This is a genomic window from Streptomyces sp. NPDC028419 (genome assembly GCF_055565515.1).
This window is the reverse complement of sequence record NZ_JBVHUE010000009.1, coordinates 217567-237657: the sequence shown is the minus strand read 5'-3', so window position 1 is coordinate 237657 and position 20091 is coordinate 217567. Positions and strand designations below refer to the sequence as shown.

Below are 20091 nucleotides of genomic sequence, written 5' to 3'. Positions count from 1 at the left end.
ACCACCCCCCCCCCCCCCCCCCCCCCCCCCCCTCTCCCCCCCCCTCCTCCTCCCCCCCCCCCCCCCCCCCCCCCCCCCCCCCCCCACGGCGGTGTCAGGCGCCGGTGCCACCGTTGAGGTGGTGGACGCGGACCATGTTGGTCGTGCCCGGGACGCCGGGGGGCGAACCGGCCGTGATGATCATGGTGTCGCCCTGGTTGTAGCGCCCGAGCTTGAGCAGCTCGTCGTCCACGAGGTCGACCATGGCGTCGGTGTTGTCGACGTGGCGGACCACGTACGACTCGACGCCCCAGCTCAGCGACAGCTGGTTGCGGGTGCTCTCGCTGGTCGTGAAGGCCAGGATCGGCTGGACCGCGCGGTAGCGGGACAGGCGGCGGGCCGTGTCACCGGAGTGGGTGAAGGCGACCAGGGCCTTGCCGTCGAGGAAGTCGGCGATCTCGCAGGCCGCACGGGCGACGGAGCCGCCCTGGGTGCGCGGCTTCTTGCCCGGGACCAGCGGCTGCAGGCCCTTGGAGAGCAGCTCCTCCTCGGCCGCCACGACGATCTTCGACATCGTCTTGACGGTCTCGATCGGGTAGGCGCCGACCGAGGACTCGGCCGACAGCATGACCGCGTCGGCCCCGTCGAGGATGGCGTTCGCGACGTCGGAGGCCTCGGCGCGGGTCGGCCGCGAGTTGGTGATCATCGACTCCATCATCTGGGTCGCGACGATCACCGGCTTGGCGTTGCGGCGGCACATCTCGATGAGCCGCTTCTGGACCATCGGGACCTTTTCGAGCGGGTACTCGACGGCCAGGTCACCACGGGCCACCATGACCGCGTCGAAGGCGTCGACGACGGCCTCCATGTTGGCGACCGCCTGCGGCTTCTCGACCTTGGCGATGACGGGGACCCGGCGGCCCTCCTCGTCCATGACCTTGTGGACGTCCTTGACGTCGTTGGCGTCACGGACGAAGGACAGGGCGACCATGTCGCAGCCCATCCGCAGCGCGAAGCGCAGGTCGTCGATGTCCTTCTCCGACAGGGCGGGGACGTTGACGGCCGCACCCGGCAGGTTGATGCCCTTGTGGTCGGAGATGACACCGCCCTCGATGACGATGGTCTTGACCTGGGGACCCTCGACCGAGGTCACCCGGAGCTCGACGTTGCCGTCGTTGATCAGGATCGGGTCGCCCTTGGAGACGTCACCCGGCAGGCCCTTGTAGGTGGTGCCGCAGATGGACTTGTCGCCCGGGACGTCCTCGGTGGTGATGGTGAACTCGTCACCGCGCACCAGCTCGACGGGACCCTCGGCGAAGGTTTCCAGACGGATCTTGGGACCCTGGAGGTCGGCGAGGACGCCGACGGCACGCCCGGTGTCCGCGGAGACCTTCCGGACGCGGTCGTACCGCTCCTGGTGTTCTGCCTGGGATCCGTGGCTGAAGTTGAATCGGGCCACGTTCATACCTGCCTCGATGAGCGCTTTCAGCTGCTCATACGAGTCGACGGCGGGGCCCAGCGTGCAGACGATTTTGGAACGGCGCATGGAGCGGATCCTATCGGTTTGTTTCGTAGCGGAATATTCCGTCTGGTGGAAAGTCCAAAGTGACTAACGGGTAACCAGCTCGTACGCCTGCGTGGCGATCTCCAGCTCCTCCTCCGTCGGTACCACGGCCACGGCCACCCGGGCGTACTCGGCCGAGATCAGCCGGGGCTCGGAGGAGCGCACCGCGTTGGCCTCCAGGTCCAGCGCGAGCCCCAGCTCGGCGAGACCGTCCACGGCAGCTTCGCGCACCTGGTGGGCGTTCTCGCCGACCCCGGCCGTGAACACCACCGCGTCCACCCGGCCGAGCACGGCCGAGTAGGCACCGATGTACTTCTTCAGGCGGTGGACGTACGCCGCGAAGGCGACGCCGGCCGCCTCGTCGCCCTCGCCCGCGCGCCGCAGCACCTCGCGCATGTCGTTGTCCCCGCACATGCCCAGCAGACCGCTCTTCTTGTTCAGGAGCGAATCGATCTCATCCACCGAGAGGCCGCCCACCCGGGCCAGGTGGAAGACGACGGCCGGATCGAGGTCCCCGGAGCGGGTTCCCATGACCAGGCCCTCCAGCGGGGTGAGCCCCATGGAGGTCTCCACGCACACCCCGCCGCGGACGGCCGAGGCCGAGGCGCCGTTGCCCAGGTGCAGCACGATGACGTTCACGTCCTCGGGCGCCCTGCCCAGCAGCGCGGCGGTCGTGCGGGACACGTAGGCGTGCGAGGTGCCGTGGAAGCCGTACCGCCGGATGGAGTACTTGTCGGCGGTCGCGGCGTCGATCGCGTACCGGGCCACGTACTCCGGCATCGTCGCGTGGAAGGCCGTGTCGAAGACCGCGACCTGCGGGAGGTCCGCGCGCAGCGCGCGGGCCACCTCGATGCCGGTCACGTTCGCCGGGTTGTGCAGCGGCGCCAGCGGCACGAGCGCGCGGATCTCCGCCAGCACCTCGTCGTCGATGACGGTCGGCCGGGTGAACCGGGTGCCGCCGTGCACCACCCGGTGGCCGATGGCGGCCAGTTCGGGGGAGTCCAGGCCCATGCCGTCGGCGGCCAGCTCGGCCGCGACGGCCGTCAGGGCCGCCCGGTGGTCGGCGATCGGCCCGAGGACCTCGCGCTTGGCCTCGCCGGCCTCCGGATCCGGGTCGGCGGTGAGCCGTTCGTGCACCAGCCGGGAGGTCTCCTCGCCGATGCGCTCCACCAGCCCGACGGCCAGGCGGGACCGGTCCGCCATGTCGAGCAGCTGGTACTTGACCGACGAGGAGCCGGAGTTGAGGACGAGTACGCGCGATGCGGTCACGGGTGCGGAACCTTCTCGTGTGGGGGGTGCGGGGTGGTCGTGCGGCGTGCGGGGTCAGCCCGCGGTGGGCTTGGACTGGGCCTGGATCGCGGTGATCGCCACCGTGGTGACGATGTCCTGGACCAGCGCGCCGCGCGAGAGGTCGTTGACCGGCTTGCGCAGGCCCTGCAGGACCGGGCCGACCGCCACGGCGCCCGCGGAGCGCTGCACGGCCTTGTAGGTGTTGTTGCCGGTGTTCAGGTCCGGGAAGATCAGTACGGTCGCCCGCCCGGCCACCTCGGACTCCGGCAGCTTGGTCGCCGCCACGGACGGCTCGACGGCGGCGTCGTACTGGATCGGGCCCTCGATCAGCAGGTCCGGGCGCTGCGCGCGGACGATCTCGGTGGCCTTGCGGACCTTGTCGACGTCCGCGCCCGAACCGGAGGTGCCGGTCGAGTACGAGAGCATCGCGATCCGCGGCTCCAGCCCGAAGGCGGCGGCGGTGGTGGCCGACTGGATGGCGATGTCGGCGAGTTGCTCGGCATTGGGGTCCGGGTTCACGGCGCAGTCGCCGTAGGCGAGGACCTTGTCGGCCAGGCACATGAAGAAGACCGAGGAGACGATGGACGCCTCCGGCTTGGTCTTGATGATCTCGAAGGCGGGCCGGATGGTGGCGGCGGTCGAGTGCACCGCGCCGGAGACCATGCCGTCGGCCAGTCCCTCCTGGACCATCAGCGTGCCGAAGTAATTGACGTCCGTGACCACGTCGTTGGCCAGCTCGACCGTCATGCCCTTGTGGGCGCGGGCCGCGGCGTAGTACTCGGCGAACCGTTCCCGCAGCGGCGAGGTCCCCGGGTCGATCAGCTGCGCCGCGCTGATGTCGATGCCGAGGTCGGCGGCCTTCTTCAAGATCGCCTGCTCCTCGCCCAGCAGGGTCAGGTCGCACACCCCGCGGCGCAGCACCACGTCCGCGGCGCGCAGCACCCGCTCCTCGGTGCCCTCGGGCAGGACCACCCGGCGCCGCTCGGAGCGGGCCTGCTCCAGCAGCTCGTGCTCGAACATCATCGGCGTGACCCGGGTGGAGCGGGTGAGCGAGATGCGGTCGCGCAGCGCGGCCGTGTCGACGTGCCGCTCGAAGAGGCCGAGCGCGGTCTCCAGCTTGCGCGGGGTCGCGGAGTTCAGGCGGCTCTGCAGCGCGAAGAGTTCGGCGGCGATCGGGAAGCTGTTGCCCGCGACCGAGACGACCGGGGTGCCGGGCGCCAGCTTCGAGGCCAGCGTCAGGATGTCCTTGCCGGGGCGCTCGTTCAGGGTCAGCAGCACGCCGGCGATCGGCGGGGTGCCGGAGGTGTGCGCGGCGAGCGCGCCGATGACCAGGTCGGAGCGGTCCCCGGGGGTGACGACCAGGCAGCCGGGGGTCAGCGCGTTCAGGAAGTTCGGCAGCATGGCGCCGCCGAAGACGAAGTCCACGGCGTCGCGGGCCAGCCCGGCCTCGTCGCCGAGCAGCACCTCGCCCCCCAGCGCCCGGGTGATCTGGGCGACGGTCGGCGCGGAGAGCGTCTTGTCGTCCGGCAGCACGTAACAGGGCACGGGAAGGCGCGCGGCCAGCCGCTCGGCTATCACCTCGCGTTCCTCGGGGACCACCCGGTTGACGATGACGGCCACGACCTCGCAGCCCAGGCTCTCGTAGGCCCGGTAGGCGTTGCGGGTCTCCGCGCGGACCGACTCGGAGCTCTGCTTGGTGCCGCCGACCACCGGGACGACGACCGCGCCCAGCTCGTTGGCCAGGCGGGCGTTGAGCGCCAGCTCGTCCGGGAGGTTGGTGTCGGCGTAGTCGGTGCCGAGGACCAGCACGACCTCGTAGTCGCGGGCGGCCCGGTGGTAGCCGTCGACGAGCTGGGAGACCAGTTCGTCGGCCCCCTTCTCGGCGAGCAGCGCGGAGGCCTCGTGGTACTCCATGCCGAAGGCGGTGGAGGGGTCCTGGTCGAGCCGGTAGCGCGCCTTGAGGAGGTCGAAGAGGCGGTCGGGCCCGTCGTGCAGCAGCGGGCGGTACACGCCCACCCGACCCGTCTGGCGGGTCAGCAGCTCCATGAGTCCGAGCTCGATGACCTGCCGGCCGTCCCCCCGGTCGATGCCGGTCACGTACACGCTGCGCGTCACGCGTGCTCTCCGTCCATGTGTGTCGGTTGGCGGCGTCACCGCCGGCCCCGGACGGGGCAGGCTGCGGATCTTCCGAGTCAATTTACCCATTTAGTATGGGCTTGCCCTCTTGACAATACCTCTGCTGATGGATAGGGCGCCCGCCGGGAAAAAGGCCTGTCCAGGGGGGTCGAAAGGCCCTCGGGGGGCAGCCGCTCGGAGCGCGGCCCACCGGTGGCCCGTGGAACAATCGGACAGGCTTCATCAATACGGCCTTCATCTGTACGGCGGTCCGCCCGCACGCGGTCCGCTCGGTACGACCAGGAGCAGGAGACACAGCACGATGCGTATCGGAGTTCTCACCGCAGGCGGCGACTGCCCGGGCCTCAACGCTGTCATCCGGTCGGTCGTACACCGTGCCGTGGTCGGACACGGCGACGAAGTCATCGGCTTCGAGGACGGTTTCAAGGGTCTCCTCGACGGTCATTACCGCCCCCTCGACATCAATGCGGTCAGTGGCATTCTGGCCCGCGGCGGAACGATTCTGGGCTCAGCCCGGATGGAGCGCGCCCGGCTGCACGAGGCCGCCGAGAACGCGGTGGAGCTGGCGCAGCGGTACGAGATCGACGCCCTCATCCCGATCGGCGGCGAGGGCACGCTGACCGCGGCCCGGATGCTGTCGGACGCGGGCATGCCGGTGGTCGGCGTGCCGAAGACCATCGACAACGACATCTCCTCCACCGACCGTACCTTCGGCTTCGACACCGCCGTCATGGTGGCCACCGAGGCGATCGACCGGCTCAAGACCACCGCCGAATCGCACCAGCGCGTGATGGTCGTCGAGGTCATGGGACGCCACGCGGGCTGGATCGCCCTGGAGTCCGGCATGGCGGGCGGCGCCCACGGCATCTGCCTGCCGGAGCGGCCGTTCGAGGTCGACGCCCTGGTGAAGATGGTGGAGGAACGATTCGCCCGCGGCAAGAAGTTCGCGGTCATCTGCGTCGCCGAGGGTGCGCACCCGGCCGACGGCTCCATGCCGTACGAGAAGGGCGCGATCGACCAGTACGGTCACGAGCGCTTCGCCGGGATCGGCAACCGTCTGGCCGTCGAGCTGGAGCGGCGCCTGGGCAAGGAAGCCCGCCCGGTCATCCTCGGCCACGTCCAGCGCGGCGGCACCCCGACCGCCTACGACCGCGTCCTCGCCACCCGCTTCGGCTGGCACGCCGTCGAGGGCGTCCACCGCGGCGACTTCGGCAACATGACCGCGCTGCGCGGCACCGACATCGTGATGGCCCCCCTCGCGCAGGCCGTCACCGAGCTGAAGACCGTCCCCGAGGACCGCATGTACGAGGCGGAGTCGGTCTTCTAGAGCGCCCCGGCCGGCGCCATCCGGCCCCGCGCCCGGGACCTTCGTCCTGGATCCGCGCGCCGAAGGGCCCCGATCTCGTCCCCTCCCGGGACCGGTCGGGGCCTTCGCGCATCCGCGCCGCCGGCGCTACGGCACCTGCGCGAGCTCCCAGAACCGGTCCACGATGCCCACCAGGAACTCGCGCCCCGCGTCCCCGCTGTCGGCCCGGCCGCCCGAGCCGCCCCAGCTCAAGGTGGACAGCATCCGGGCCTGGTAGTCCCCGTGCAGCAGCTCCAGCACCCGCTCCAGCTGGGCCTTGGGCACGGGGAGCAGCTTGGCCAGCGGCTTCACGTGGGCCTGCCAGCGGGTGGTGACCGCGTTGCGCAGCAGCTCCGCCAGCTCGTCCTGCTTGCCCGTGGCGGTCACGAACTGGGCCAGCGTCAGCCCCAGCACCGAGGAGAGGGTGGCCGACTGGCGCTCGTTGCCCTTCCAGCGCCCGGTGTCCTCCATCTTCTGGTAGGAGGCGGGCTCCAGCCCGACCCGCCGGGCCAGCTCCTCCGGTGACACGCCGCGCGCGATCCGGTGCTCCCGCAAGGTGACCGGTTCGGCCAACAGCTCGCCGGGCGCGCACCACAGCACGCCGGCGAGGGCCGTCAGCTCGGCCGAGGTCGGCGTGATCTCGCCGCGCTCCCAGGCCATGACGGTCTCGGGGGTCACGAGGAGTCCGTACTGGGCGCGCAGGCCGTAGGCGACGTGGCCGGGTGCCATGCCCAGGGCCGCCCTCAGGCGGCGGGCGGCGGGCGCATTGAATGGGGGGCTGGAGTGCACGAGCCACACCGTAGAAGCGAAATGGGTTTGGCGACTACAGACCGTTCAAACAAGCCCACAACTCGTAGGAACCTCCTACGGTGTTCAGGTATTTCGTCCGGTATTTGCGCGACCGTCCGGTAATCGGATCGTGTGAAGATCCATTTCTCGGGGTCCGCTTCAAGCCAAGGCTACGTCCGCCGTTCGAGTGAACCCCGTCACACCCCGTCACGTCCCCTGAACCACTGCGGCCACGCGGGCGTGCACCAGACGGGGGCCCTCGTACACGGGGGTGGCGAGGGCCCTCCATAGACCTTGCCTTGACGTGGACGTCAAGGATTACGGTCGGCCCATGCGAATCGGCGAACTGGCGGAGCGGGCCGGCACCACCACCCGGGCCCTGCGCTACTACGAGGACCGGGGTCTGCTGCCCGCACGGCGGACCGGCAACGGCTACCGCTCGTACGACGAGGACGACCTGCGGCTGCTGCGCGAGATCCGGGTGCTCCAGGACTTCGGCTTCGAGCTGGAGGAGACCCGGCCCTTCGTGGACTGCCTGCGGGCCGGCCACCCGGCCGGCGACGCCTGCCCCGCCTCCCTCGCCGTCTACCGCCGCAAGCTCGCCGAGCTGGACTCGCTGATCGGCAAGCTCGCCGACGTACGCGACCAGGTCGCGCGGCAGCTGGCGAGCGCCGAGGAGGCCGCCGGAGAGGCGGCCACCCCGCGCTGCGAGACCACCGCACGGGACTGACGACACACGACGAACGACAAGGGAGAAGAACATGCCGCGTGCCCACGGAGTGGACGAGGTCACCGACGAGACCTTCGCGGCGGAGGTGCTCGCCGAGCGCGGGCGCCCCGTGCTGGTCGAGTTCACCGCCGACTGGTGCGGGCCCTGCCGCCAGCTGGCGCCGGTGCTGTCCGCCGTCGCCGCCGAGGAGGCGCACCGCCTGAAGGTGGTGCGGATCGACGCGGACAGCAACCCGCAGACCATGGTCCGCTACGGCGTGCTGTCCATGCCCACCCTGCTGGTCCTGCGCGACGGCGAACCGGTGAAGACGCTCATCGGGGCCCGGGCCAAGCGCCGGCTGCTCCAGGACCTCGAAGACGTCCTGGAGCAGCCGGCTCCCGTCACGGCCTGAGCCACACGGTGGACAGCGGCGGCAGCGTCATCCGCAGGCTGGCCGCCCGCCCCTGCGCGGGCACCGGCTCCGGCCGCAGCGGCCGCAGGTGGCGCACCCCGCTGCCGCCGAACCGCTCCGCGTCCGTGTTCAGCACCTCGTGCCACTCGGCCACCTCCTCCGGCACGCCGATCCGGTACCCGTGGCGCACCACCGGGGAGAAGTTCGAGACGCACAGCAGCTGCGAGCCGTCCACCGCGTAGCGCAGGAAGGCGATGACGTTGTCCTCCGCCGCGTCCGACGCCACCCAGGCGAACCCCTCCGGCACGGTGTCCCGCTCCCACAGCGCGGGCGTTGCCGTGTAGGTCCGGTTCAACTCGCCCACCAGGGCGCGCACCCCGCGGTGGTCGGCGGCCGCGGCGTAGGAGGAGTCCAGCAGCCACCAGTCCGGCCCGTGCGCCTCCGACCACTCGGCGCCCTGCGCGAACTCCTGCCCCATGAAGAGCAGCTGCTTGCCGGGGTGGGCCCACATGAAGCCCAGGTACGCCCGGTGGCAGGCCCGTTGCTGCCACCAGTCGCCGGGCATCTTCCCCACCAGCGACCGCTTGCCGTGCACCACCTCGTCGTGCGAGATCGGCAGCACGTAGTTCTCGCTGTAGGCGTAGACCATCCCGAAGGTCATGTCGTGGTGGTGGTACTTGCGGTGCACCGGCTCCTTCGCCACGTACCGCAGCGTGTCGTGCATCCAGCCCATGTTCCACTTCAGCCCGAAGCCGAGCCCGCCCGCGTCGGTGGGCCGGGTCACGCCCTCCCAGGCCGTGGACTCCTCGGCGATCGTGACCACGCCCGGGCAGCGCCGGTAGACCGTCGCGTTCATCTCCTGGAGCAGCGCCACCGCGTCCAGGTTCTCCCGCCCGCCGTGCTCGTTCGGCGTCCACTCGCCCTCGCCGCGCGAGTAGTCCAGGTAGAGCATCGAGGCCACCGCGTCCACGCGCAGCCCGTCGACGTGGAACTCCTGGCACCAGTACACGGCGTTCGCCACCAGGAAGTTGCGGACCTCCTTGCGCCCGTAGTCGAACTCCAGCGTCCCCCAGTCCGGGTGCGCGGCCCGCTGCGGGTCGTGGTGCTCGTACAGCGGCCGTCCGTCGAACTCGGCCAGCGCCCAGTCGTCCCGCGGGAAGTGCGCGGGCACCCAGTCGACGATCACCCCGATCCCGGCCCGGTGCAGGGCGTCGACCAGGCCGCGGAACTCGTCGGGCGTGCCCATCCGCGAGGTGGGCGCGTAGAAGCCGGTGACCTGGTAGCCCCAGGAGCCGCCGAAGGGGTGCTCGGCGACCGGCATCAGCTCGACGTGGGTGAACCCCAGCTCCTTCACGTAGGCCGGCAGCTGCTCCGCCAACTGCGCGTAGCTCAGCCCGGGCCGCCAGGAGGCCAGGTGCACCTCGTACACCGACAGCGGCGCCTGGTGCGCCGGCCGCAGCCCGCGCGAGGCCATCCACTCGGTGTCCCGCCAGGTGTAGTGCGAGGCGGTCACGATCGACGCGTTCGCGGGCGGCACCTCGGCCCGCCGGGCCATCGGGTCGGCCCGCAGGGTGTGGCTGCCGTCCGGGCGCGTGACGTCGTACTTGTACATCGCGCCCTCGCCGACGCCGGGCAGGAACAGCTCCCACACCCCGGTCGCGCCGAGCGAGCGCATCGGGTGGGCCACCGCGTCCCAGTAGGAGAAGTCGCCCGTGACCCGGACCCCCAGGGCGTTCGGCGCCCAGAGCGTGAAGCGGGTGCCGGCCACGCCCTGGTGCTCCATCGGCTCCGCGCCCAGCGCCGTCCACAGCTCCTCGTGCCGGCCCTCGCCGATCAGGTGCAGGTCCAGCTCGCCGAGCGCCGGCAGGAAGCGGTAGGGGTCGTGGACCTCCACCTCGTCGCTGTCGTACGTCACCAGCAGCCGGTAGTCGGGCACGCCGGTCAGCGGCAGCAGCCCGGAGAAGAAGCCGTCGCCCTCGTCGTGGAGCTCGGCGCGCAGCCCCTTGGCGACGATCGTGACCGCCTTCGCGTGCGGACGCAGCGCCCGGAAGGCCACCCCGCCCCGGTGGGTCCGGGCGCCCAGCACCGCGTGCGGATCGTGGTGGCGGCCCTCCAGCAGCCGGGACCGTTCGTCCGCGCCCAGCGCCGGTGCGGGCCGGACGCCGTGCGGCGGGGCGGTCCGCCGGGCCCGGGGCGTGCGCGGTTTCTTCGCCGCCTCCGCGGGGGCGGCGGGGGCGGTGGTCGGGCGGGACGTCGGCGACGGCTGTCGGGCGGCGCTCACGTGTGCGGCCTCCTAGGGGGCTGCTCGCGGGGGTGGGGTGTGGTGGGGGAGAGCGGGAGGGAATCGGCGGCGGGCGGCGGGGGCGGCAGGCGGTGGGCCGGCCGCTCGCGTTCGGAGAGCCGCCGGACGGCGGCCATCGGGACGTGCAGCCAATCGGGGCGGTGCCGGGACTCGTAACGGGCCTCGTAGACCGCCTTGTCGGTCTCGTAGGCGCGCAGCAGGACGGGGTCCTCGCGCGGGTCGCGGCCGGTGGTCCGGGCGTACCCCTCGCAGAACGCCGCCCGGCAGGCGTCCGCCCAGGCGGGGGCGAACGGCCGGTGGGAGCGGGCCGCGTAGTCGAAGGAACGCAGTATCCCGGCGATGTCCCGGACCGCCGGTTCGGGGCGGCGCCGGTCGGCCAGCGGCCGGGCCGGTTCCCCTTCGAAGTCGATCAACGACCAGCTGCCGTCGAGGGTGCGCAGGGTCTGCCCCAGGTGGAGGTCCCCGTGGATGCGCTGGGCGCGGACCCCCGCCCCCCGCGAGGACGCCAGCGCGTCGAAGGCGCCGCGCAGCCCCGCCTCGTACGGGCGCAGTGACGTCACCTCACGTGCGGTGGCGGCCAGCCGCGCGGTCATCCCGGCGGCCAGCCGGGCCGTCTGCTCCGGGCCCAGCGCGACGGTCGGCAGGGCCTCGGCCAGCGCGCTGTGCACCTCGGCGGTGGCCCGGCCCAGGGCGTGCGCCTCGGCGGTGAAGTCGGCGCCCGCGCCGAGGCGGTGCAGCGCGAGCTGCCAGCCGTCGTCGGAGCCCCGCAGGTAGGGCTGGAGCACGCCCAGGGTCAGCGGCTCGGACCCGGGCAGCTGGGCCTCGTACCAGGCGACCGGCGCCGGCACCCGGGTGCACCCGGCGGCGGCCAGGGCCCGCGGCAGCTCCAGGTCCGGATTGACCCCGGGGCCGACCCGCCGGAACACCTTGAGGATGTACGCGTCCCCGTAGATCAGCGAGGAGTTGGTCTGCTCGCCGGACAGCGGCCGGGCCGCCAGCGTCGCCGGGATCGGCGCCGCCGGGTCCCGGTCGAAGCGGAGCGGGCCGAGGGAGCCCGGGGCGCGCAATCGTTCCAGCAGCAGGGCCGCGAGCCGTGGATCGCCCAGGCCCTCGTAGATCGTCTGGCCGGCGTACGGGCCCTCCTCGGCCCGGCCGATCAGCGCGGGCGCGAGCGCGGGCGGCAGCTCGGGACGGATGCCGAGCAGCAGTTGGTAGCAGTCGCCGTCCACGTCGAGCAGGAGGTGCAACAGCCCGGGCGAGGACCCCGGCGGCAGCAGTTCGGCCGCCGAGACCGGGCGCAGGGTGGCGATGGCGCGCCCCTTGCCGGCGAACCAGCGCTGTCTCGGCAGCCAGGCGCGCAGCAGGGGTTCGAGCGGGCGGAGCCGGTCCGGGTGGGGGGTCCCGCGATCGGCCGCCCGGCGGTCCGGCCGACCGACCTCGCTCCGGGTGGATGCAGCCTCCGACATGGCATCGCGTCCTTTCCCCGGGCCGTCACAGAATGCGCAGAGTGTCCCGGATCGCGGCAGTTGCTGTCCGGTGGTGTGTGCGAGTGTCGGGTCAGGATGGTCCGTACAGGGCGGCGATTGACCCATTCGCCGCCCACGGATCCGCACGTGGTGAGGTCCTCTCCGCCGTGCGGCGGGCGCCGTCCGCTACTGCTCGGCGCGCAGCCGGAACCAGTAGAAACCGTGCCCCGCCAGGGTCAGCAGGTACGGCCACTCGCCGATCGGCGGGAACCGGACGTCACCGGTGAGTTCCACCGGCACCCGCCCGTTGAAGGACCGCAGGTCCAGCTCCGTCGGCTGCGCGAAGCGCGAGAAGTTGTGCACGCACAGCACCAGGTCGTCCGCTTCGCCCCCGGTGGAGGGTGCCTCGCGGAGGAACGCCAGCACCGCGGGGTTGGACGACGGGAGTTCGGTGTAGGAACCGAGGCCGAAGGCGGGGTTCGCCTTGCGGATCTCGATCAACCGCCGGGTCCAGTGCAACAACGACGAGGGCGAGGACATCGCGGCCTCGACGTTGGTGACCTGGTACCCGTAGACCGGGTCCATGATGACCGGCAGGTTGAGCCTGCCCGGATCGCACGAGGAGAAACCGGCGTTGCGGTCCGGGGTCCACTGCATGGGGGTCCGGACCCCGTCCCGGTCGCCCAGCCAGATGTTGTCGCCCATGCCGATCTCGTCGCCGTAGTACAGGATCGGCGAGCCGGGCAGGGACAGCAGCAGGGCGGTGAACAGCTCGATCTGGTGCCGGTCGTTGTCGAGCAGCGGGGCGAGCCGTCGCCGGATGCCGATGTTGGCCCGCATCCGCGGGTCCTTGGCGTACTCGGCGTACATGTAGTCGCGCTCTTCGTCCGTCACCATTTCGAGGGTCAGCTCGTCGTGGTTGCGCAGGAAGATGCCCCACTGGCAGCTCGCCGGGATCTCGGGGGTCTTGGCGAGGATCTCGGAGACCGGGTAGCGCGATTCGCGGCGCACCGCCATGAAGATGCGCGGCATGACGGGGAAGTGGAAGGCCATGTGGCACTCGTCCCCGCCCTTGCTGTAGTCGCCGAAGTAGTCGACGACGTCCTCCGGCCACTGGTTGGCCTCGGCGAGCAGCACGGTGTCCGGGTAGTGCGCGTCGATCTCGGCGCGGACCCGCTTGAGCAGGGTGTGGGTGCGCGGGAGGTTCTCGCAGTTGGTCCCCTCCTCGGCGTAGAGGTACGGGACCGCGTCGAGCCGGAAGCCGTCGATGCCGAGGTCGAGCCAGAAGCGCAGGGCCGAGACGATCTCCTCCACGACGGCCGGGTTCTCGTAGTTGAGGTCCGGCTGGTGGGAGAAGAAGCGGTGCCAGTAGTACTGCTTGCGCACCGGGTCGTAGGTCCAGTTCGAGGACTCGGTGTCGACGAAGATGATCCGGGCGTCCTGGTACTGCTTGTCGTTGTCGGCCCACATGTAGTAGTCGCCGTACGGGCCGTCCGGATCCTTGCGCGACTGCTGGAACCACTCGTGCTGGTCGCTCGTGTGGTTCATGACGAAGTCGATGATCACGCGCATGCCGCGCTGGTGCGCCGCGTCGACGAACTCCACGAAGTCGGCGAGGTCGCCGAACTCCGGCAGCACGGAGGTGTAGTCGGAGACGTCGTAGCCGCCGTCGCGCAGCGGCGAGGCGAAGAAGGGCGGCAGCCAGAGGCAGTCGACGCCGAGCCATTGGAGGTAGTCCAGCTTGGCGGTGAGCCCCTTGAGGTCGCCCACTCCGTCGCCGTTGCTGTCGTGGAACGAGCGGACGAGGACCTCGTAGAACACCGCCCGCTTGAACCAGTCGGGGTCGCGGTCCTTGGCGGGGGTGTCCTCGAAGAGGTCGTGGACGGGATCGTTGATCATCATGAGGTGGGTGACCCTCCGGTGAGCGGGGACGGTCGCAGAGCGGCCAGCACGTGCGCGGGCGTACGGCCCGGTTCCAGACGCACGTAATTCGCCCTGCCCCAGTGATAGGTCTCGCCGGTGAGCTCGTCGCGCACCGCGAGGGACCCGTGCCAGTCGAGGCCGAGTACCGGCATGTCCAACGAGACCGTCGCCTCCTGGGTGTGGTGCGGATCGAGGTTGACGACCACCAGGACGCAATGCGATCCGCCGTGCTTCGAATAGGCGATCACTTGCTCGTTGTCGGTCGGATGGAAATGCACGTCGCGCAGTTGCTGGAGTGCGGGATTGCGCCGGCGCAGCCGGTTCAGCGCGGTGATCAGCGGGGCGATCGTACGGCCCTCGCGTTCCGCTGCGGCCCAGTCGCGCGGACGCAGCTCGTACTTCTCGGAATCGAGGTACTCCTCGCTGCCCTCCCTCACCGGGGTGTTCTCGCACAGCTCGTAGCCGGCGTAGATCCCCCAGGTGGGCGAGAGGGTCGCGGCCAGCACGGCCCTGATCTCGAAGGCGGGGCGGCCACCGGTCTGCAGGTACTCGTGCAGGATGTCCGGCGTATTGACGAAGAAATTGGGCCGCATGCAGGAAGCCGAATCACCCGACAGCTCGGTGACGTATTCGGTGAGTTCCCGCTTCGTATTGCGCCAGGTGAAGTACGTGTAGGACTGCTGGAACCCGATCGCGGCGAGCGTGCGCATCATCGCGGGCCGGGTGAACGCCTCGGCCAGGAAAATCACGTCGGGATCGCTCTTGTTGATGTCCGCGATCACCCTTTCCCAGAAGACGACGGGCTTGGTGTGCGGATTGTCGACCCGGAAGATGCGTACTCCGTGGTCCATCCAGTACCGCAGGATGCGCAGGGTCTCCGCGACGATCCCGGCCATGTCGGTGTCGAAGTGGATCGGATAGATGTCCTGGTACTTCTTCGGCGGGTTCTCCGCGTAGGCGACCGTCCCGTCCGCGCGGTGGCGGAACCACTCCGGGTGCTTCTCCACCCACGGGTGGTCCGGCGAGCACTGGAGGGCGAAGTCGAGCGCGATCTCCAGGCGCAGCTCCCGGGCCCGGGTCACGAAGCGGTCGAAGTCCTCGATCGTGCCCAGCTCGGGGTGGACGGCGTCGTGCCCGCCCTCGGTGGAGCCGATGGCCCAGGGCACACCGGGATCCCAACTGCCCGCGGAGAGCGTGTTGTTGGGTCCCTTGCGGTACGTGCTCCCGATCGGGTGGATCGGCGGCAGGTACACCACGTCGAAGCCCATGGCGGCGACGGCCGGCAATCGCTCGGCCGCGGTCGCGAAGGTGCCGCTGACCGGAGCCGCGCCGGGCTCCAGCACCGCGCCCTCCGAGCGCGGGAAGAGCTCGTACCAGGCACCGAAGAGAGCCCGCTTGCGCTCGACCAGCACGGCCAGCGGCTTCGAGGCGCTCACCAGCTCCCGGAAGGGCTTGCGGGCGAGCGCCGCGTCGACCTCGGGGGCCAGGGCCGCGGCCAACCGGGCCCCGGCCGGGCGGTCCCCGTCGCGCATCGCGTCGGCGGCGGCCAGCACCGCCTCGCGCCCGTCCCGCTTGGGGACCTTGGCGGCGGCCCGCTCGTACAGCTCGGCCCCCTCCAGCAGCACCAGGTCCGCGTCGATCCCGGCCGGCACCTTGATCGCGGCGTGCGCGCGCCAGGTCGCGACCGGATCGCTCCACGCCTCGACGACGTACGTCCACCGCCCCTCCGCGTCGGCGGACACCCGGGCGCCCCACCGGTCGGTGCCGGGCGCCAGCTCGCGCAGGGGCACGGGCGGGCGCTGGCGCCCGCTCGGATCTCGCAGCACCACGTGCGCCGCGACCGCGTCGTGTCCCTCGCGGAACACGGTGGCGGAGACTTCGAATACCTCGTCCACGACCGCCTTGGCGGGTCTGGCGCCGCAGTCGACGGCGGGGCGGACGTCCAGCACGGGAATGCGACCGATCATGATGGGATCACCTGGGGGCAGTTCGCAGGGCTCGGTGACAACGGGACAGCCGATGACGTTCCGGCTGGTCGTGCACGCTCTGTTCGCTCTGTTTCTAGCCGCTCAGTGGACGGCTGGGCTGCGGGCATGGCCGCTCCTGTCCGCGTTCACTCGGGTGGCGGGAGGTGGGGCGGGGGGTGTGCCGTGCGCGGTACCCGGGGAGCCCTTCCCACTCTCGGCCCGCCCAATCCGCGCGCTTGGTTAACTACTCGTACGTAAGGGCGAGCGCAAGGGACGAGGGGCCGCCGTGGCCGGCCGGCACTACGTCAGATCGGTTGCCGTGCCGGGGCCTTGTCCGGCGGTGGAGGCGGGATGGCCGAGGAGCGGGCGCGCCGCTAGCCTTCCCGGGGTGATGCGCGGGTGCACAGCGTGGTGCGGCCGCTCCGGTGCGTATGCCCCTGCGAAGGTGGACTCGTGAAGGCTATCCGTCGATTCACCGTGCGCCCTGTCCTGCCGGAACCCCTCCTGCCGCTCGCCGATCTCGCGCGCAACCTGCGCTGGTCGTGGCACGGGGAGACCCGGGAACTCTTCCAATCCGTCGACCCCGAGGGCTGGCTGGCCGCCGGAGGTGATCCCGTCCGGCTGCTGGGGGACGTCGCCGCGGCCCGGCTGGAGGAACTCGCGCGGGACCGCAGGTTCCTGCGCCGGCTCCACGCCGTCTCCGCCGACCTCGACGACTACGTCCACGGCGAGCGGTGGTACCAGGGGCAGGAGAACAGCGCCGAGCTGCCCGCCGCCATCGCCTACTTCTCGCCCGAGTTCGGCATCACCGCCGCGCTGCCGCAGTACTCCGGCGGCCTCGGGATCCTCGCCGGCGACCACCTCAAGGCCGCCAGCGACCTCGGCGTCCCGCTCATCGGCGTCGGCCTGCTCTACCGCCACGGCTACTTCCGCCAGTCCCTCTCCCGCGACGGCTGGCAGCAGGAGCACTACCCGGTCCTCGACCCCAACGAACTGCCCGTCTCCCTCCTGCGCGGCCCCGACGACCTCCCCGCCCGGATCACCCTCTCCCTGCCCGGCGGCCGCAGCCTGCACGCGCACGTCTGGCAGGTCCGGGTCGGCCGGGTGCCGCTGCTGCTCCTCGACTCCGACGTCGAGGACAACGACACCGCCGCGCGCGAGGTGACCGACCGCCTCTACGGCGGCGGCAGCGAGCACCGGCTGCTCCAGGAGATGCTGCTCGGCATCGGCGGCGTCCGCGCCGTGCGGACGTACTGCGCGCTCACCGGCCACCCGGACCCCGAGGTGTTCCACACCAACGAGGGCCACGCCGGCTTCCTCGGCCTCGAACGCATAAGGGAACTGGCGGGCGGGGGACCGACGGGCGGGGGCCTGGCCTTCGACGCGGCCGTCGAGGCGGTCCGGGCCGGAACCGTGTTCACCACCCACACCCCGGTCCCCGCGGGCATCGACCGCTTCGAGCGCGGGCTGGTCGCCCGGCACTTCGCCGACGGCGGCGAACTGGTCGGCGTACCCGTGGACCGGATCCTCGAACTGGGCGCCGAGAGCTACCCGGGCGGCGACCCCGGCGTCTTCAACATGGCCGTCATGGGGCTGCGGCTCGCCCAGCGGGCCAACGGGGTCTCCACCCTGCACGGCGCCGTCAGCCGCGGCATGTTCGCGGGACTGTGGCCGGGATTCGACCCCGCGGACGTCCCCATCGTCTCCGTCACCAACGGCGTGCACGCACCGACCTGGGTCGCCCCCGAGGTGGTCCGCCTCGGCGCCCGCCAGATCGGCGCCGGGCGCACCGAGGACGCCCTGTCCGTCGGCGGCTCGCAGCGCTGGGACGCGGTCGCCGACATCGCCGACCAGGACGTGTGGGACCTGCGCCGGGTCTTGCGCGAGCAGCTCGTCCAGGAGGTCCGCGACCGGCTGCGCGCCTCCTGGCGCCAGCGCGGGGCCGGGGACGCCGAGCTCGGCTGGGTGGACTCCGTCCTCGACCCCGACGTGCTCACCATCGGCTTCGCCCGCCGGGTGCCCTCCTACAAGCGGCTCACGCTCATGCTGCGCGACCCGGAACGGCTGCGCCGACTGCTCTTGGACCCCGAGCGGCCCGTGCAGATCGTCGTCGCGGGCAAGGCCCACCCGGCCGACGACGGCGGCAAGCGGCTCGTACAGGAACTGGTGCGCTTCGCCGACGACCCGCGGGTGCGCCACCGCATCGTGTTCCTGCCCGACTACGGCATGGCCATGGCGCAAAAGCTCTACCCCGGCTGCGACGTGTGGCTGAACAACCCGCTGCGCCCGCTGGAGGCCTGCGGGACCAGTGGGATGAAGGCCGCGCTGAACGGCTGCCTCAACCTCTCGGTCCTGGACGGCTGGTGGGACGAGTGGTTCGAGCCGGACTTCGGCTGGGCCATCCCCACCGCCGACGGCTACGGCACCGACGAGGAACGGCGCGACGACGTCGAGGCGAACGCCCTCTACGACCTGATCGAGGACCGGGTCGCCCCGCGCTTCTACGACCGCTCCGGGCGCGGAGCGCTGCCCGTCCGGTGGATCGAGATGGTCCGGCGCACCCTCGTCTCGCTCGGACCGAAGGTCCTCGCCGGGCGCATGGTCCGCGAGTACGTGGAGCGGCTGTACACACCGGCCGCGCTGGCCCACCGCACCCTGACCCCGGACGCGGCGCGGGACCTCGCCGCCTGGAAGGGCCGGGTGCGGGCGGCCTGGCCGCGGGTCGCCGCGCTGCACGTGGAGGCGCTGGCCGCGGGCCCCGGCCCCGTGGGGGGCACCGCCGAACTGGGCGCGACCCTCACCCTGCGGGTCCAGGTCGCGCTGGACGCGCTCGGGCCCGACGAGGTCGAGGTGCAGGCCGTCGCCGGACGGGTGGACGCCCAGGACGTCATCGGCGGGGCGCGGACCTTCCCGCTGAAGCCCGCCGCCGGACCCGACCTGGAGGGCCGCTGGCTGTACGAGGGCCCGCTCGCCCTGGACCGTACGGGACCCTTCGGCTACACCGTGCGGATCCTGCCGGCCCACCCGCTGCTGGCCACCCCCGCCGAACTCGGCCTGGTCGCCGCCCCGGTGGACCCGTCGGCCGCCCCGGGCGGCGGGGTGGTGCTGCGCTGAGCCCCGCGCACCGGGGTCAGGGGGCGGGCGGCGGATCCACCAGCCGCCCGCCCTCGACCAGCATCCCGGCCCGCTTGATGTTGCGCAGGGTCGGGATCACCTCCACCTGCCGCACGCCCTCGACCGCGCCGATCCGCTCGGTCAGGTAGGTGTAGAGCGCGTCCCGGTCCCGGCACACCACCACCGCCAGCAGGTTCGCCGCCCCCGTGACCGCGGCCGCGAAGGGCACCTCGGGGTGGGTGGTGAGCGCGGCGCCCACCTCCGCCAGCCGGGCCGGCGCCGCCGTGATCAGCAAGGTGGCCTCCGCCTCGTACCCCAGCACGCCCGGGACCGTCTCCACGTCGAAGTAGAGCGCCCCCAGCTCGCGCAGCCGCTCCAGCCGACGGCGCGCCGTCGACTCCGACAGGCCCGAGGCGCGTGCCAGTTCCGGATAGCCGGCCCGGCCGTCCTGGCCCAGCACCGCCAAGAGGGCCAGCTCCGCCTCGTCCAGGACGTACCGCTCCCGCGACGGGGGCGGCCCGGCGGCCGGCTGCGCGAGCGCGGCCACCTGCTCGGGACCCAGCACGTCCATGCCGAACCAGGCCAGGGGCCCGCCGACGAAGGTCCGCAGGATGGTGTGGGCGCTGATCCCCGTCACCCGCCGGGTGCTCGGCAGCTTGTCCAGCAGCAGCCCGTCCCGCTCCCGCCGGCTCCGGGCCTTGGTCATGCAGTGGATCTCGGTCCCGCCCGAGGCGAGCTGCACCCACGCGATGTCCGGGCGCCGCGCCAGCGCCCCCGCCACCGCGAGCGCCGCGTCCGGTGCGCACTGCACGCGCAGCCAGGACTCCAGCAGCCCGACCCGGCTGCCGAGCGGCAGCCCGACCACGCGCACCAGCCCGGTGGTGCGCATCCGGCGGTAGCGGCGGACCACCGTCTGGTCGGAGACTTCCAGCACCTCGGCGAGGCGGCTGAAGGGCGCCCGCCCGTCGATCATCAGGGCCTGGATGAGGGCGTGGTCGAGCCGGTCCAGCTCCGCGGTCTTCATGGTTTCCATCATCCCAGAGCCGCCGGTGACGGAAATCCGGCAGGACACGGGTCCTGGATGGGTGATCCGGT

Annotated in this window: 13 protein-coding genes; 4 read left to right on the top strand and 9 right to left on the bottom strand. The window is 71.9% G+C overall.

Features of this window, described 5'->3' with window-relative positions; all coding sequences use genetic code 11:
- Nucleotides 1-94 precede the first annotated feature (94 nt).
- The 3 genes from pyk to pta form a co-directional block, all read right to left on the bottom strand.
- Nucleotides 95-1525, bottom strand: coding sequence for a pyruvate kinase (pyk, locus tag ACZ4UB_RS13820; protein ID WP_468070291.1), 1431 nt, complete (start codon nt 1523-1525; stop codon nt 95-97).
- Nucleotides 1526-1588: 63 nt separating this feature from the next.
- Complete coding sequence (locus ACZ4UB_RS13815; protein WP_354379943.1) at nt 1589-2812, bottom strand: acetate kinase; 1224 nt, start codon at nt 2810-2812, stop codon at nt 1589-1591.
- Between the two features lie 54 nt (nt 2813-2866).
- A complete protein-coding gene (pta, locus tag ACZ4UB_RS13810) occupies nt 2867-4948 on the bottom strand; it encodes a phosphate acetyltransferase (RefSeq protein ID WP_468070290.1) in 2082 nt (693 codons plus the stop codon).
- A gap of 322 nt (nt 4949-5270) precedes the next feature.
- Here pta and ACZ4UB_RS13805 point away from each other — a divergent pair, with 322 nt between their 5' ends.
- Nucleotides 5271-6296, top strand: coding sequence for an ATP-dependent 6-phosphofructokinase (locus ACZ4UB_RS13805; protein WP_354379945.1), 1026 nt, complete (start codon nt 5271-5273; stop codon nt 6294-6296).
- 126 nt (nt 6297-6422) lie between these two features.
- Here ACZ4UB_RS13805 and ACZ4UB_RS13800 read toward each other — a convergent pair whose 3' ends face one another.
- Nucleotides 6423-7043, bottom strand: a complete 621-nt coding sequence (locus tag ACZ4UB_RS13800; protein ID WP_468070289.1) for a helix-turn-helix domain-containing protein — start codon at nt 7041-7043, stop codon at nt 6423-6425.
- A 391-nt stretch (nt 7044-7434) separates the two neighbouring features.
- On the opposite strand from ACZ4UB_RS13800, the gene ACZ4UB_RS13795 reads away from it, so the two are divergent.
- The gene (locus ACZ4UB_RS13795; protein WP_354379946.1) at nt 7435-7833 is read left to right on the top strand and encodes a MerR family transcriptional regulator; all 399 of its coding nucleotides are present in this window, start codon (nt 7435-7437) and stop codon (nt 7831-7833) included.
- A gap of 31 nt (nt 7834-7864) precedes the next feature.
- Nucleotides 7865-8224 (top strand): thioredoxin family protein, encoded by a 360-nt coding sequence (locus ACZ4UB_RS13790; RefSeq protein WP_468070288.1) that lies wholly within the window; start codon nt 7865-7867, stop codon nt 8222-8224.
- Here the strand turns inward: ACZ4UB_RS13790 and glgB are convergent.
- The 4 genes from glgB to ACZ4UB_RS13770 form a co-directional block, all read right to left on the bottom strand.
- The gene (glgB, locus tag ACZ4UB_RS13785; protein WP_468070287.1) at nt 8214-10505 is read right to left on the bottom strand and encodes a 1,4-alpha-glucan branching enzyme; all 2292 of its coding nucleotides are present in this window, start codon (nt 10503-10505) and stop codon (nt 8214-8216) included. The genes ACZ4UB_RS13790 and glgB overlap by 11 nt on opposite strands.
- A complete protein-coding gene (locus ACZ4UB_RS13780; protein ID WP_468070286.1) occupies nt 10502-11992 on the bottom strand; it encodes a maltokinase N-terminal cap-like domain-containing protein in 1491 nt (496 codons plus the stop codon). Before ACZ4UB_RS13780 ends, glgB begins: the two co-directional genes overlap by 4 nt.
- Nucleotides 11993-12178: 186 nt before the next feature.
- Nucleotides 12179-13894, bottom strand: a complete 1716-nt coding sequence (gene treS / locus ACZ4UB_RS13775) for a maltose alpha-D-glucosyltransferase (protein ID WP_468070285.1) — start codon at nt 13892-13894, stop codon at nt 12179-12181.
- Nucleotides 13891-15882: an alpha-1,4-glucan--maltose-1-phosphate maltosyltransferase gene (locus ACZ4UB_RS13770; RefSeq protein WP_468070284.1), complete on the bottom strand. Its 1992-nt coding sequence runs from the start codon at nt 15880-15882 to the stop codon at nt 13891-13893. The genes treS and ACZ4UB_RS13770 overlap by 4 nt, the downstream gene beginning before the upstream one ends.
- A gap of 453 nt (nt 15883-16335) precedes the next feature.
- On the opposite strand from ACZ4UB_RS13770, the gene glgP reads away from it, so the two are divergent.
- A complete protein-coding gene (gene glgP, locus ACZ4UB_RS13765) occupies nt 16336-18996 on the top strand; it encodes an alpha-glucan family phosphorylase (protein WP_468070283.1) in 2661 nt (886 codons plus the stop codon).
- 16 nt (nt 18997-19012) lie between these two features.
- Here glgP and ACZ4UB_RS13760 read toward each other — a convergent pair whose 3' ends face one another.
- Nucleotides 19013-20020 carry an Lrp/AsnC family transcriptional regulator gene (locus ACZ4UB_RS13760; protein ID WP_468070282.1) on the bottom strand — a complete coding sequence of 336 codons (1008 nt, stop codon included), beginning with the start codon at nt 20018-20020 and terminating at the stop codon, nt 19013-19015.
- Between the last annotated feature and the right edge of the window lie 71 nt (nt 20021-20091).